General features: G+C 43.2%; 12 protein-coding genes. 10 read left to right on the top strand and 2 right to left on the bottom strand.

What is annotated here, in order from left to right:
- Positions 1-2: 2 nt before the first annotated feature.
- Entirely contained in the window at positions 3-566 is a 564-nt protein-coding gene (ampD, locus tag N473_RS03590) for a 1,6-anhydro-N-acetylmuramyl-L-alanine amidase AmpD (protein WP_063366757.1), read from the bottom strand.
- 167 nt (positions 567-733) lie between these two features.
- Between ampD and nadC the strand changes: the two genes are divergently transcribed.
- From nadC to yacG, 7 genes are all read left to right on the top strand, one after another.
- A complete protein-coding gene (gene nadC / locus N473_RS03585; protein ID WP_039611949.1) occupies positions 734-1,573 on the top strand; it encodes a carboxylating nicotinate-nucleotide diphosphorylase in 840 nt (279 codons plus the stop codon).
- A gap of 252 nt (positions 1,574-1,825) precedes the next feature.
- Complete coding sequence (locus N473_RS03580; protein ID WP_063366756.1) at positions 1,826-2,293, top strand: pilin; 468 nt, start codon at positions 1,826-1,828, stop codon at positions 2,291-2,293.
- A gap of 58 nt (positions 2,294-2,351) precedes the next feature.
- Positions 2,352-3,587: a type II secretion system F family protein gene (locus N473_RS03575; RefSeq protein WP_063366755.1), complete on the top strand. Its 1,236-nt coding sequence runs from the start codon at positions 2,352-2,354 to the stop codon at positions 3,585-3,587.
- Positions 3,588-3,623: 36 nt separating this feature from the next.
- The gene (locus N473_RS03570) at positions 3,624-4,514 is read left to right on the top strand and encodes a prepilin peptidase (RefSeq protein ID WP_063366754.1); all 891 of its coding nucleotides are present in this window, start codon (positions 3,624-3,626) and stop codon (positions 4,512-4,514) included.
- Between the two features lies 1 nt (position 4,515).
- A complete protein-coding gene (coaE, locus tag N473_RS03565; protein ID WP_063366753.1) occupies positions 4,516-5,121 on the top strand; it encodes a dephospho-CoA kinase in 606 nt (201 codons plus the stop codon).
- Between the two features lie 123 nt (positions 5,122-5,244).
- Positions 5,245-6,921, top strand: coding sequence for a type IV-A pilus assembly ATPase PilB (pilB, locus tag N473_RS03560; protein WP_039611954.1), 1,677 nt, complete (start codon positions 5,245-5,247; stop codon positions 6,919-6,921).
- Between the two features lie 76 nt (positions 6,922-6,997).
- Positions 6,998-7,237, top strand: coding sequence for a DNA gyrase inhibitor YacG (gene yacG, locus N473_RS03555; RefSeq protein ID WP_039611955.1), 240 nt, complete (start codon positions 6,998-7,000; stop codon positions 7,235-7,237).
- On the opposite strand, the gene N473_RS03550 is transcribed toward yacG, so the two are convergent.
- Complete coding sequence (locus N473_RS03550) at positions 7,230-8,114, bottom strand: LysR family transcriptional regulator (protein WP_063366752.1); 885 nt, start codon at positions 8,112-8,114, stop codon at positions 7,230-7,232. The genes yacG and N473_RS03550 overlap by 8 nt on opposite strands.
- A 103-nt stretch (positions 8,115-8,217) precedes the next feature.
- On the opposite strand from N473_RS03550, the gene N473_RS03545 reads away from it, so the two are divergent.
- From N473_RS03545 to N473_RS03535, 3 genes are all read left to right on the top strand, one after another.
- Entirely contained in the window at positions 8,218-9,270 is a 1,053-nt protein-coding gene (locus tag N473_RS03545; RefSeq protein WP_063366751.1) for an alpha/beta hydrolase, read from the top strand.
- 146 nt (positions 9,271-9,416) lie between these two features.
- The gene (locus N473_RS03540) at positions 9,417-10,292 is read left to right on the top strand and encodes an AraC family transcriptional regulator (protein ID WP_063366750.1); all 876 of its coding nucleotides are present in this window, start codon (positions 9,417-9,419) and stop codon (positions 10,290-10,292) included.
- Positions 10,293-10,526: 234 nt separating this feature from the next.
- A complete protein-coding gene (locus N473_RS03535; RefSeq protein WP_063366749.1) occupies positions 10,527-15,056 on the top strand; it encodes an alpha-2-macroglobulin family protein in 4,530 nt (1,509 codons plus the stop codon).
- Positions 15,057-15,065 lie beyond the last annotated feature (9 nt).

Here is a 15,065-nt window from a genome sequence, read left to right as displayed (position 1 = left end):
TTTTACTCTATTACTCTTAATTCACGTTGTAATAAACTTAAATAGTGCTGCCAATCAAATGCATCACCGGGGTCGGTTTTACGCGTTGGCGCAATATCACAATGACCCACAATGCGCTGAGGCGTTATTTTTGGAAACCGTTTAATAATGGATTTACTCACTGTCACTAAAGAGTCGTACTGCGCTTGTGTATAAGGGGTTTGATCGGTTCCTTCAAGCTCAATGCCAATACTAAAATCATTACACTTTTGTCGACCATTAAAACTGGAAACCCCTGCATGCCATGCCCGCTTTAAAAATGGTACATATTGCAATACTTCACCATCTCTGCGAATAAAACAGTGAGCAGACACACGCACACCTTCTAAAGACGCAAAACTTTCATGGGCGTGACAATCAATCTGCCCCATAAAGAGGTCATCAACAAAGGAAGTACCAAACTGACCTGCTGGCAACGAAATATTATGAATAACCAGTAAATCGACCTCATGGTTATCAGGCCGCTCATCACAGTGAGGTGAATGCCTATGTTTGGCAAAACTTAGCCATTGCTGTTGATTTTCCATATAAAAAATTAGCTTTAAATTGTATCTCGCCTACCATATCAAGAATTAACTCGAAGCACTATTGCAATTTTATTTTGAGAAAGAACGCATACTTTTGTTAAAGAAAATTGTTTCATTGCGTTAATCACAGTAGAATTTAAGATAGTAAAAACAATGATGATCTACCTATGCAATCAGAACTTATTTCGCAACTTGTTAAAAATGCACTCGATGAAGACCTTAACCATCAATCCGCCGCACAAGGTGATATTACCGCAGCATTGATCCCAGAAGACCAGCAAGCCAACGCTTATGTGATTACCAGAGAAGACTGCGTATTTTGTGGTAAAGACCTTATTTTAGAAGTATTCAAACAAGTAGATCCTAGTGTTGAAGTCACCGTTTTAGCCAATGACGGAGACAAACTGACTGCAAACTCACGTATTTTTACCGCGACAGGCTCAGCAAGAGCAATTTTAACTGCCGAGCGCACTGCCCTTAACTTTGTGCAAACTCTCTCAGGCACGGCCACCACAACAGCACATTACGTAAAAGCCCTCGCTGGCAGCCAAACACAATTACTCGATACCAGAAAAACAATTCCAGGGTTGAGAGCGTTGCAAAAGTACGCCGTCACGTGTGGGGGGGGTAAAAACCACCGCATTGGCTTATTTGATGCCTTTTTAATCAAAGAAAACCACATTGCCGCTTGCGGTGGCATTGCAAATGCGGTTGCACAGGCAAAAAGCACGCATCCAGATAAGCCTGTAGAGGTGGAAGTGGAGAATCTTGATGAGCTAGAACAAGCATTAAATGCGGGCAGCGACATCATTATGCTAGATAATTTTACCGTTGAAGACATTCAAAACGCCGTTAGACTAACCTCAGGTAGAGCAAAGCTAGAGGTCTCGGGTAATATGACATTAGATATTTTGGCACAGTATGCACAAGCTGGTGTCGATTATATATCAAGTGGTGCTTTAACCAAGCACGTACAGAGCATCGATTTATCGATGCGCTTTGAATAATATAATCGCGCTTGTAATTCAAATGTAACTAAATGTGCATTTTTATGTTGACATTTATTTACAAAGCATTTTTAATAAAAAAGAATTAAATTAATGATTTAGGTTAATTCTTTTTAGTTATAAAAGCGCATACTAAAGTTGATCTACCGAGTCAGTAAATACACGGTGATCAGTGCCATAAGCACTAATTTAAAAAAATCCTGGTGTAAGTGAATACGGCCACCGGGTCTAACATCCCTTAGGAGACACATCATGACGCAACAACGACAGGGTGGTTTTACCCTTATCGAATTAATGATTGTGATTGCAATCATCGGTATTTTGGCAGCAGTAGCCCTTCCAGCTTACACAGATTATGTTAACCGAGCTAAAGCTTCAGAATTGCTTGCAGCTTCAACCATGCCAAAAGCATGTATTGAAGAAAGAGCACAACTAGGCACAGCACCTACTACTTGTGGTGATGGCTTTGCCGCTAGTCAATATGTTAGTGCACTAAGTGTAAGCGCTGCTGGTGCTATTACCATGACAAGTGCTGGCGATATTGCAGGTATCTCAATGGTATTAACACCATCAGCTGCCGATAACGCTGCTGCTGAAGCTGGAGACTTCACAGGCGGTGCTTTCTCAATTACCGCTTGGGTTTGTACAGCCACTATATCGGGTAATGCAAAAGCAAACTGGTTACCTGGTACGTGTACAGCGTCGTCTGGTACACCATAATATACTGATAAAGAAGGGACAGAGCATTGCTCTGTTCCTTTTGGCGTGAATAAACTCTATGGCACTCTCCTCTAAAGAAAATACAACAAAAATAGATACATTTGTCTGGGTTGGCGTGAGCGCTCGAGGTAAAAAACTCGAAGGTGAAATGACCGGCACCAGTGTTGCTTTAGTCAAAGCGCAACTGCGCAAGCAAGGTATCACTCCTTCAAAAGTTAAACGTAAACCTAAGCCGCTTTTTGGCTTTAAAAGCGTTCAAAAAATTACGCCCAAAGATATTTCTATCGTTACCCGACAAATCGCGACTATGTTGACTGCCGGGGTATCTCTAGTTCAGTCTCTCGATATGATTGCCTCAGGTGCAAAAAATAAAAGTGTAAGTAAGCTTATAGGTTCAATCGCTGATGAAGTGAAGGCCGGTCAACCCTTGGCAAAAAGTCTACGCTCACACCCGCGATACTTCGACGATTTATATTGCGATCTGATTGAATCGGGTGAGCAATCAGGCGCATTAGACAGAATTTTTGATCGTGTTGCTTTGTACAAAGAAAAAGCCGAAGCACTCAAGTCAAAAATTAAAAAAGCCATGTTTTACCCTATCGCAGTGATCACCGTAGCGCTCATTGTCACTTCTATCCTACTGATTTTTGTTGTCCCACAATTTGAAGATATCTTTGCAGGCTTTGGTGCAGAGCTTCCCGCTTTTACACGACTCGTTATCTCCATATCAGAATTTATGCAAGAATACTGGTGGATAATGTTATTGCTCATCGGTGGTGGCGGTTATGTCTATAAAGAGTTATTGATCCGCAATGCCAATGTAAAGCACGCCAATGATCGCTTTATTTTAAGGCTACCTGTCGTTGGCGAAATTTTAAAAAAAGCCGCTGTTGCTCGGTATGCGCGAACACTTTCCACAACCTTTGCTGCCGGCGTCCCTTTGGTTGATGCACTAGATTCTGCAGCGGGTGCGTCAGGTAATATAATCTATAAAAATGCCATTTTAGACATTAAAGGGGAAGTAAGCTCAGGTAATCAGATGAACTGGGCTATGCGTAACTCTAAAATATTTCCCGATATGGTTGTTCAAATGGTCGCCATTGGAGAGGAGTCTGGTGCGCTAGATAGTATGTTAGCGAAAGTTGCCAGTATTTATGAACAAGAAGTCGATGATGCTGTCGATGGTCTATCCACCCTGCTTGAACCGCTCATCATGGCGATACTCGGCGTATTAGTTGGTGGGTTAATTGTCGCTATGTACTTACCTATCTTTCAACTTGGTAACGTTATTTAACCTACCTCATTTTTTAACAATAATAAGAGTAGTGCAATGCAAGACGTCTGGCATTTAATGCAGCAACAACCCTGGTTTTTCTTATTGTCAGTGGGATTAACGAGCGCCTGTATCGGTAGCTTTTTAAATGTTGTGATATATCGTTTACCTAAAATGATGGAAAATGAATGGAAGTCAGAGTGTAAGGTCATACTTGGACAACACGATCAAAACTCTGATCAAACTGCCTCACATTCAAGCTCATTTAATTTAATCACACCGAGATCAACGTGCCCCAGCTGTGATACACAAATTAAAGCGCATCATAATATACCGATATTAAGTTGGCTTTTGCTCAAAGGTCGCTGCGCATACTGTAGTACCTCGATTTCCGTGAGATACCCTTGTATTGAAATGCTGACTGCCGCAGCTTCTTTATGGGTAGCATGGCATTTTGGCGCCACGTTTACCGCGCTGCTATACATTGTGATGACATGGGGCTTAATTGCACTCATTTTTATTGATATAGACAAGATGCTGCTCCCTGATCAGCTCACACAACCAATGCTGTGGCTAGCAATAATTAGTGCAGTACTTGGACTGACCATCACTGTAGAAGCTGCCATTTGGGGAGCTGTTGCAGGCTATCTCAGCTTATGGAGTGTTTATTGGCTATTTAAATTGCTCACAGGCAAAGAAGGTATGGGGTATGGTGATTTCAAACTGTTGGCTATTTTTGGTGCGTTACTAGGCTGGCAAGCGCTCATCACGATTATTTTACTTTCCAGTGTGGTTGGCGCTGTCATTGGCAGTATTCAACTTGCAGTGCAAGGGAAAGACAAGGCCACGCCTATTCCCTTCGGCCCTTATTTGGCGATTGCTGGTTGGTTATGCCTATTCTATGGTGATGCGTTAAAGATTTGGTATTTAAATTTATTAGGGGTATAGCATGTCATCCTGGATTTTAGGCCTGACAGGAGGCATAGGCGCAGGAAAAACCGCTGCAACGCGCTATTTTGAAAGCATGGGTATTGACGTGGTCGATGCCGATATTGTTGCACGCGAAGTCGTCATGCCGGGCTCAGTGGGATTAAAAAGCATCATAGCACACTTTGGCGATGAGGTTTTGACCACAGAAGGCACGCTCAATAGAGCCAAATTACGCAGCATTATTTTTGACAATGAAGCGCAAAAAGATTGGTTAAATGCATTGCTACATCCGTTGATCAGAGAGCAACTTATCACGCAACTCGAGCAGGCAACGAGTCCTTACGCTATATTGTGCGCGCCATTGCTCTTTGAAAACGGCTTACAGCGTTTCTGTCATAAAACCTTGCTAATTGATGTGCCTGTAGAGGTACAGATTGCGCGCACCAGTGAGCGCGACAAAGTACCTCAAGAACAAGTGAAAAATATTATTGCTGCGCAAATGAGCCGCGAAAATAAGTGCCAAAAAGCCGACTATATTATCAATAACGACAGACCATTGGCTGAAGTCCAATTAGATTTAGATAAATTACATCAAAACTTTTTAAACGCAGCGAAGGCCACTTAAACACTTTATTTCTTGAATTTTATATAAATCTCTAGAATGATTATAGATGGGCTCCATCACAATGAGCACATTTGCTGTTTATTTGCTACATTAATGTAAGCTGTTGAAGTATTAAAGGACATCATGGAACATCACTCTCCATTACTGAGAAAATTCATCACCTTAGGTCGGGTTACGCCAGATCAGATAAAGGCGAAGCAAACCGAAGCAACGACCACGGCAGAACTGATATGCCTGTGCAGTGGCATGTCTGGCCAGGAACTTGCGGAGCAATGCCTTGATTTATTTCGTGTTCCCTATTTTGATCTGAATGGCTTTGATGTTGAAAATGTGCCCAAAGACTTGATCAAAGAAAAACTGATCCGACAGCACTATTTACTACCTCTGGTTAAAAAAGATCGCAAACTATTTATAGCGACTTCAGATCCCACGGATTACGGCGCTTTTGAAAACTTCGAGTTTAGTACCGGTCTACAGTGTGAGATCGTGGTGGTGGATCACAAACTGCTCGAACAAAAAATAGATCAGCTGTTTGACTCAAGTTCCGGCTTATCCCTGAGTGAAGATGAATTCAAAGAATTTGCCAGCCTTGATGTTGAAGATGAACCTCAAACGCAACAGCAAGATGAAGAAAAAGACGATGCGCCTATCATTGTCTACATCAATAAAATCTTGATGGACGCCATTAAAAAGGGAGCGTCAGATTTACACTTTGAACCCTATGAAAAAAAATACCGTGTCCGCTTTCGTATTGATGGCATTCTACATGAGATGGCCAGCCCACCGAACACGCTAGCTAGCCGACTATCTGCGCGAATTAAAGTCATGTCTCACCTAGACATCGCTGAAAAACGTAAACCGCAAGATGGGCGTATCAAGCTCAAAATATCTGAGCGAAAAAGCATTGATTTTCGTGTCAGTACACTCCCGACCATGTGGGGTGAAAAAATTGTAATGCGGATACTCGATTCGTCTGCTGCCAAGTTAGGTATTGATGTACTGGGCTATGAGCCTGAACAAAAAGCACTATACTTAAGTGCGCTAGAACAGCCACAAGGGATGATTTTAGTGACCGGCCCAACAGGTTCTGGTAAAACGGTATCGCTCTATACAGGCCTTAATATTTTGAATAAGCCTGAGCGAAATATCAGTACAGCAGAAGATCCGGTTGAAATAAACCTAGAGGGGATCAACCAAGTTCAGATCAACGCCAAGGCAGATATGACGTTTGCCAATGCACTGAAAGCATTTTTACGTCAGGATCCTGATGTCGTGATGGTCGGTGAGATCAGGGATCTCGAAACCGCTGAGATTTCTATCAAAGCAGCTCAAACTGGTCACTTAGTCATGAGTACTTTGCATACTAATTCTGCGCCAGAAACACTGACACGACTCCTAAATATGGGGGTGCCCGCATACAATGTCGCAAGCTCGGTAAGTTTAATTATTGCCCAGCGTCTTGCGCGAAGGTTGTGTCCAAAATGCAAAGAACCGGAAGAGTTACCAAAAGAAGAGTTGCTCAAACAAGGATTCACTGAAGAGCAAGTGAAAGACATGACCCTGTATTCACCTAAAGGGTGTGACCACTGTACAGATGGCTATAAAGGCCGCGTCGGTGTTTACGAGGTCGTTAAAATTACTCCTGAAATGTCGCATAAAATAATGGCAGGTGCGAACTCTCTAGAGATCGCCGAACTTGCCGACAAACTTGGTTTTGACAATCTACGTAAATCAGGCTTAAAAAAGGCGGCCGCTGGGGTCACTTCACTGGCCGAAATTAACCGCGTAACTAACTACTAATCCCCCTCAGGCTCTCTGGTATAGTTTGCTGTAAAACAGTAAACTGTACCACTCTATAATACTGTGAGTATCTACTATGCCAACAACGGTCCAATGTCCAACATGCCAAAAAGAGGTTATCTGGTCGGCCCAAAGCCCACACCGTCCATTTTGCTCTAAACGTTGTCAACTGATAGATTTAGGTGAGTGGTCGGAAGAAAACAACAAAATCTCAAGCCCAGTGCAAAGTACTGACTTAGCCCAACCAGATCCACAAGCACTGATTGAAGATATTGAGGCAATGCTCGCTAAAAACGAAGATGACTTTTTTAAGTAAACTCTGGCGATTTAAACACCTCATATAGGGTGTTCATTCGCTCATGCACTTGCCAGTCTTGGCAGTAAAGATAATAATCTACGCTTGGTAAGTGCTCTGTGATTTCAATAAAGTCCACTTCAGACGCAAATTTGTTCATCATCGATTGCGGCACAATGGCAAAGCCCATGCCCGCAGCAACTAAAGACAGCGTCGTCGACTTTGTCTTCACCTCTTGGATCACATTCATTTGCGCTTTTGCTTGCGAGAATACCGCTTCTATTTTTTCATGCAGTTTCGGCTGCAATGCCTTAGGGTAATGAATAAATGGTTTACCACAGAACGTTTTTATCGATGTACTTTTATCTTCTATCTGCCATTGCTTTGGACAAGCAAAAACATAGTGTTCACTGGACAGGTAATGAATATCTTTGGTGGGTAACTCAGGGTCAAACAAACGAATTATCGCACCATGTAACTGTCCCGACTGACAACGCGCCACCAACTCGGCACTCGTCCCCTCTTCTAAGACCACATTTAATTTAGGTGAATGGCCAGACAATATCGCCATTTTTTTTGCCACCAATGCTTCAAACGCAAGACCAATGCAGCCCAACTTTATAGGCTGCTGTATGCCAGTTTGAAAGCTCTCAACACATTCCCCTAACTCTGTGTGGGCCGCAATTACTCGCTGCGCCTTAGCAACAAATAAAACACCAAACGGAGTTAAACTCACGGATCGCGTTGAGCGCTCAAAAAGCGCCATCCCCAAGTGGTTTTCAATCTGCCGGATCTGCTGACTTAATGGGGGTTGCGACATGTGTAATTTCAAGGCTGCACGGCTGAAACTCAGCTCTTGAGCAACCGTTACCACATAGTGCAATTTTTTTATATCCATCCAATTTATATTCATTACATATAAATCAATCAGTTTTTATATTTGTTATTAATTTAGGCACATTGTAACTTAACTGCAAGCTTTATCAGCAGGAGTCATAACAATGAAAACATTACTATTTTTACTGCTTATCTTTATATGTAGCACACTCAAAGCCGAAATTGTCAAAATACCTTTTCACTCAAAAGCGCTAGAGAACAGTTTGATCGGCACGAAAAGTACCCGCGATATACACATATATTTACCTGATGGCTACCATGAGAGCGACAAACGTTACCCTGTATTGTATATGCTCGGAGCCTACAGCTGGCCTATCAAATACAGCGAACGTATTGAGCCCATGCTAGAAAACCACAAAAAGAACGGTCAAAACATGGAGATGATCATTGTCATGCTGGAAGGTAACACACCACTGCGAGGCAGTTTTTATGTGAACTCTCAGGTACATGGCAACTTTAGTGATTATGTGATTAAAGAAGTCCTGCCCTGGGTAGACCGTACTTATCGCACCAAAGCACAGCCTGAACACCGTGGAATTACTGGGTTTTCGATGGGAGGTACTGGCGCACTTAGATTTGCTGCAAAGCATCCGAATCTGTTCGGTCATGTTTATGCGCTCAGCCCGGGTATGTTTGACGAAAAGGGCATGGCAAAGTCATATTTAACTTCAAAAGACGCCATCAAACGTTTTCAAACCTTTAAACAAAAATTAGCGACGGCGAAGAACCCCAAAGCCGTCATGGACGCTGAGTTTGCCTCCTTCCAAGGGCGTGAAATTTGGAACAATGGCCAAGCAAATAGCTACAGTGCATACCTCATGGCCTATGCAGGTGCATTTGCCGGACAACCAGACCAGCCCTTTGGCGTTCATTACAATGTTGACCCATCACAAAAACCACTGTGGTTCAGAGGTTTTGGGGAACTTGTTGAGCTGTATTCAACCCCCTCAGTAGTTGCGCAATTGGGCTCTGTTCGAATTGATGTCGGTGATAAAGACGACTACATCTGGATCACAGAAGGGGTGCTTGCACTGAAACAAAAAGCTCAAGCAAATAAAGTCTCGATTTCTTTCGAAGTGTTCCAAGGTGGACATAGTGACAAAGCCCTTGAGCGCCTCGAACACCATATGCTGCCGTTTTTTAACGAACGATTGTAGTCCTTCCCTAGGGGCATCCATATCGGGCCCCTATTTTATTTCTCATAAATCAGCAAACATTATCAATCCATCTTGCGCTACTTTAACCTTGTCGTCACAATCAACAAAACGTGTAACAACACTGAACAGCATTGAGTAGCACAATAATGAAACATAAGTTAAGCACACAACATTACTATGAAGCCAGAATGCTGCGCGTGATAGATTATCTTTACGAGCATGCCGGCACTGAACTTGATGTCAATACATTGGCTGATATTGCGTGTATGTCAGCGTATCACTTTCATCGTATCTATCGAGAATATGCCGGTGAAACAATCAATGTCACAGTGAGAAGAATGCGCATGTTGAAGGCGGCAACTTACTTAGTGCGCAGCGACTTAAGCCAACAACAAATTGCAAAGCAAGTTTGTTATGGCAGCGTTGAGGCATTTAACCGTGCCTTTACTAAACACTATGGCGAAACACCCAACCAATACCGCCAACAACGTGCTTATTCAGCGTCTCATGTCACTGCGTTGTACCCAACATCTTCCAAGGAGTATCACTCTATGTATCCTGTTGAACAACAAAACATTGAAACTATTGAGTTAATTGGCCTAAATCACATCGGTGATTATATGCAAATTGGCCAAGCATTCGAAAAGCTCTCGTTGATGGCCGCAAAAGCAGACCTTATCGACCAAAACACACGCTTTTTTGGCATTTACTTTGACGATCCAGAGTCTGTGCCACAAGCACAACTAAAATCAATGGCCTGCATAACGGTGGATAAAAATAAACTACCTGCGCAGCATGCGTTTAAACAACTCACCATTCCCGCAGGGAACACTGTCAGTATTTTATTCAAAGGCGATTATACCGAACTTGAAAAACCCTATAACTGGCTTTATGGTCAATGGCTACCACAAAGCCAATTTGAACTGGCCGATTTTCCGCCCTTTGAAGAGTATTTAAATGACCTCAAAGATACCGCGCCACAAGATTTACTAACACGTATTAATTTTTTAGTCGCCAGTTAGTCCCCTATGCATATAGACCTTCTATGCCGAGGGCCTATATGCTCATTTAGGCCTGATTTATACCCTCGGGCACCAGTATTTTTGCTATACAGCTTGAATTTAGAGCAAATAATCAATTAACTATATATTATTCTCTCTAATCCTTTACTCTTAATAATGATTAATAAGATAATCACGCTAAATTCATGTAAGTTGCGTAAACTTATTTAATATCAGTATCATTAGGGGAATATCATGATCGCAAGGAGTGTGCAAACCAGCTGGTTACTCATCTCTGTTTTATGGCTTTTAATTGGTTGGCATCACAGTGCGCTCGCACAATCTACAAAGCGCCAAACACCGCAAGTTGCCATCGTAGGCACTGGTCCATTAGTACCAAAAAGTGCGCATCAAGCGATCCCCATTAGTTATAAAAATACCACCGAAGTTGATATTGAAATTTTACGCTTAACAAGCCCACATGACTTTTTGCAAAAACATTATTTAAACGACAAAATTTATCCCAGCTCGCTGGACAGATTAAGTTACAGCTATGAAAGCGTTTTTGCAGACCGCTATACGCTACCAGGCAATACAAAAGATACAATTCATTCTGCCAAATTACCCATACCAAAAAATTTGCCATCTGGGTGGTACATTGTCACGCTCAAAGCCGCTGGACAGTTTAACGAACTCCAGGCAAAACATATGCTGCTTACAGAGCTTGGGATCCAAGCAAGAGTACAAAAAAACACAGCTCACTTTAGTGTCAACTACTTGCAAAGTGGTCTGAGTGTCGCTGATGCAAAAGTGAGTATTTATCGCGAACATGAACTCATTCGTCAAGGTAAAACAAACCCACAAGGCAATATCGATTTTGCTGTGACGTTAGAGCAAAATGATATTGTCGTTGCTGAGTTAGAAAAGAAAGACAATGCGCCTCAGCTCGCCATTTTGCCTCTAAAAGAAGTGCCTCTAGATCTCTCCGCTTATCAATTAGGCGGCCGCTTATTTCAAGAAACAGAAGCCTTCATCTACAGTAATAGAGACCTCGTTAGACCTGGGGATAGCTTACCGATAAACATATTATTACGAGATTTTGATGGCCGTAAGACCAACATAGATAACCTCACCTTGTCGGTAAAAAACTCTCGACAAGAAGAGATAATAAAAGAAACGATACAAACACAAGAGGCAGGTTTTTTTAGTAAGTCTCTCAAAACGGCTAATGACTGGCCAACCGGTCGCTACACCGTGGCTGTAAAACTAGACCCAAGTGCCAGAAGACCCATCGCAGAAATGACGTTTCAGTTAGAAGAGTTTGTCCCAGAGCGCATGGATCTCAAAATAGATACAGCGAAACCATTTGTCATCGCTGGCAATAAAAATAACCTTACCTTACACGGTAAGTATTTATTTGGTAGCCCAGCCGCTGGAAATACCTTTAAAACAGATGTCAGTCACCAGCCTATCAGGCACTACCCTGGTCCCTATCAGGCATTTGTGGTGGGTCAGGATTTCTATTTATCCGGTCGTTATAAATCTCTCGGCAACCTGCAACTCTCAGAACAAGGTAGCGCACAGATTAAGATAGCCACTCCCAGTGCAACGCGACTTAGAAGCCCAGTAAAAACACAAGTATTTATTGCGCTTCAAGAGGCGGGCGGCGCTGCAGTGCAACGCACCAGTACTTTTACCAGCTGGAAAAACGAGACTATCCCGGGGATTAAACCGCTTGCAAAAGACGTCCAATACCGTTCAGATGCGGGCTTTGAAATTGCTTTATTATCAGCCGATGGGCAAACACTCTCCAATGGTAGTATCAAGTTAGAGTTATTTTACGATCAAGGTAATTACTACTGGATGTATGAAGAGGGCATTGGTTGGCAGCGCCAAAAGCAAGACAGGTGGCGTAAGGAGCAACAAAGTGTCGTCGATGTAAAGGCGGATATCGCGCGTGTTGAATTACCTGTCAGCTGGGGGAATTACCGCCTTGAAGCCACTGACTTAAAAACGGGAAACAAAACGCGTTACGAATTCTACGCAGGCTGGTATCGTGGATATGGCCAATATGCGGTAAAGCCTGAGCATTTACAAATTACGCTGGATAAAGCGGCTTACCAAGCAGGTCAGCAAGCCAAGCTCACATTAACGGCCCCGATTGATGGCGAGTTGATGGTCACTCTGGAGTCTGATCGTGTGCTTTGGTCTAACAAAGTTGCTGTGAAAAAAGGACAAAATCACGTCGAGATCCCACTCGATCACACATTAGCTCGCCATGACCTCTATGTCACTGCCACCGTATTTGGTCAACAACACAATGCCCCAAAACGCTATTTAGGCGTGATACCATTACCACTTGACAGAAGTGATCGTCAGATCAAACTGGCTGTTAACCTGCCCAGTCACGTCGAGCCATTACAAACATTAGAGATCCCCATCACAGCAACAGAGCTTAATGATGACAGTACCACTTGGGTCACGGTTTCGATGGTGGACAAAGGGATAATCAACCTCAGTCGCTATAAGCCTAACAATCCTTTTAACTATTTTTTCGCTCAGCGTCGTTATAGTGGAGATATTGTAGATTTATACTCTCGTCAATACGACCCGCGTCCAAATCCATTTGCTCAGTCCCGTTTTGGTAGTGATAGTATTGAGAATAACACCAACCGCAACGACGACTTAGTTGAAAGTAAAACCATTCAATTAATGTCAATGCCTGTCCAAATGCGTGATGGTAAAGCCATCGTAGAGCTGACATTACCGGACTATAACGGGGAAGCACAGCTCATTGTCACGGCGTTCAATGACAATCAAGTTGGACAGCTGGTACATGACCAAGTTATTCGTATGCCGCTGGTTACAGAGCTGGCTGTACCTCGATTTTTAATCCCAGGGGACAACTCTGCTGTGACTCTCGATGTACATAATCTTAGCGGTGGAGCGCAAACACTGGATATTCGCCTCAGCGCGGATAACCATATCGCACTCACAGGGCAAACTGAGCACTCGGTGACCCTAGATCACGCGGCACACTGGAGCTACACAATCCCGCTTCAAACTACCGAGCAAACCCGTGAAGGGACCACGGTATTAACTTTGCGCGCAAAGGGAGAAAATGTCGACATAGAGCGCAGTTGGCGAGTACCGGTCAAACATATTGAGCCGTGGGTTACTCAAGCCAAAAACAGCCAATTAAGTCCACAGCAATCTATCCAATTTGATGAAAGCAACTGGGATGGCCTAAAACGTATAAATGGCAAAGAAGGTAAACTACTGATTAGCCACACACCTATTCTTAATATTGACCAATTTGCAACCGGACTACACGCTTACCCTTACGGATGTGCCGAGCAAACAACCAGTAAAGCCTGGCCCTTCATCTTACAAAACCCGAATCTCGCTCGGTTTCAGCAGCGCGCTTTGAACAATGAGGCCAAGCTCACTTCGAACAAAGCGTATATCAGTACCGCTATCAGTCGCTTGAAGACCATGCAAAAGACATCTGGCGGTTTTGGCACCTGGGGCAGTTACAGCAAAGAATCACCTTGGCTCACGGTATACATTACCGACTTTCTTACTCAAGCCAATACTCAGTATCCTGGGCTGGTGCCAACAGATATGCTGCAAGAGGCACAATATCGCGTATTGCGTTATGCCAAAGGGGACTTTGTCGCTACATTAACATATAGCTCTGAGTCAGCCATTGCGGCGACAACGTATGCCGCATATGTATCGAGTCAGTTAGGCAGGATCAGCTACAGTGATCTCGAGGCGCTTCAAATCACCGCATATCCGTCACAATTGAGCTTAGTACAATTTGCAGCAGCACTGGCCAATACAGGCGCGATTGCACAGGCTTCAGCCTTACTTAATCAATTTGATACACAATCTCGAGTAAGCGCTTATATGTATGATTACGGCAGCCAAGTGCGCGACAGTGCCATGGCTGTTATCGCCTTAAATGAAATGGCTAAATTGCAAGGTTTAAAAAGCAAAGCACAACGACTCGCCAATACACTCGCCGAAGATCTTCCTACCCTTGCTATTAGCAAGCAATGGTTAAGTACACAAGAACAAGCTGCACTGCTACGCTCAGCAGTTGCACTGGATAAGCAAAACCAAAAACCTCTCAAGGTGTTGATTGATGGCAAAGAAGTCACATCTCAAGGGCGCTTAGAACAGCCGTTGTTCCCAGGTTTAATGCTTAAAAATGCCACGAAAACACCTTTATATGTGCAACAGCTTCAGACCGGTTACTTGAAAGTAAATCCGATTATAAGTAACCAAATTAATCCATTTAATACCATCAAAATGAAGCACTTTTTGAGACGTTGGTACACTCTCTCAGGCCAACCACTTGATGAACAAGTATCACTCAAAGTTGGAGAGCGTGTGTTGGTGGTACTCAATGTCGAAACAAAAGAGCGCATTCATGATGCAATGATTGTTGATAAGATCCCGGCTGGTTTTGTGCTTGAAAACCCAGAGTTACTCCAAGATTTAGATATCCAGCAGTTGCTTCCAGAGGGAGTTGTATTAAGTCGTGTCGAACACCAAGAGTATCGTAACGATAGATATGTAGCAGTGACCGACCTAAAACCGCGTCGATATAGTCATCGTTATAACAGTGATAATTCAAGGCAACAATTTGCATATTTACTGCGTGCCGAAGTGCCCGGTACCTATGCCAACCCGCCCAGTTTTATAGAATCTATGTATAGACCACAAAAACACGTGCTCTATACACAATTCCCCTCTAATATCACTATCGAAAGGTAGCTTAAAGTG

The organism is Pseudoalteromonas luteoviolacea CPMOR-1 (genome assembly GCF_001625685.1).
In the GTDB taxonomy this organism is placed as follows: Bacteria; Pseudomonadota; Gammaproteobacteria; order Enterobacterales; family Alteromonadaceae; genus Pseudoalteromonas; species Pseudoalteromonas luteoviolacea_K.
This window is presented reverse-complemented; position numbering and strand designations above follow the sequence as displayed.

Bases quoted from the DNA above. Each gene is read 5' to 3' on its own strand.
- ampD (WP_063366757.1), bottom strand. From the start codon at position 566: ATGGAAAATCAACAGCAATGGCTAAGTTTTGCCAAACATAGGCATTCA.
- nadC (WP_039611949.1), top strand. From the start codon at position 734: ATGCAATCAGAACTTATTTCGCAACTTGTTAAAAATGCACTCGATGAA.
- N473_RS03580 (WP_063366756.1), top strand. From the start codon at position 1,826: ATGACGCAACAACGACAGGGTGGTTTTACCCTTATCGAATTAATGATT.
- N473_RS03575 (WP_063366755.1), top strand. From the start codon at position 2,352: ATGGCACTCTCCTCTAAAGAAAATACAACAAAAATAGATACATTTGTC.
- N473_RS03570 (WP_063366754.1), top strand. From the start codon at position 3,624: ATGCAAGACGTCTGGCATTTAATGCAGCAACAACCCTGGTTTTTCTTA.
- coaE (WP_063366753.1), top strand. From the start codon at position 4,516: ATGTCATCCTGGATTTTAGGCCTGACAGGAGGCATAGGCGCAGGAAAA.
- pilB (WP_039611954.1), top strand. From the start codon at position 5,245: ATGGAACATCACTCTCCATTACTGAGAAAATTCATCACCTTAGGTCGG.
- yacG (WP_039611955.1), top strand. From the start codon at position 6,998: ATGCCAACAACGGTCCAATGTCCAACATGCCAAAAAGAGGTTATCTGG.
- N473_RS03550 (WP_063366752.1), bottom strand. From the start codon at position 8,114: ATGGATATAAAAAAATTGCACTATGTGGTAACGGTTGCTCAAGAGCTG.
- N473_RS03545 (WP_063366751.1), top strand. From the start codon at position 8,218: ATGAAAACATTACTATTTTTACTGCTTATCTTTATATGTAGCACACTC.
- N473_RS03540 (WP_063366750.1), top strand. From the start codon at position 9,417: ATGAAACATAAGTTAAGCACACAACATTACTATGAAGCCAGAATGCTG.
- N473_RS03535 (WP_063366749.1), top strand. From the start codon at position 10,527: ATGATCGCAAGGAGTGTGCAAACCAGCTGGTTACTCATCTCTGTTTTA.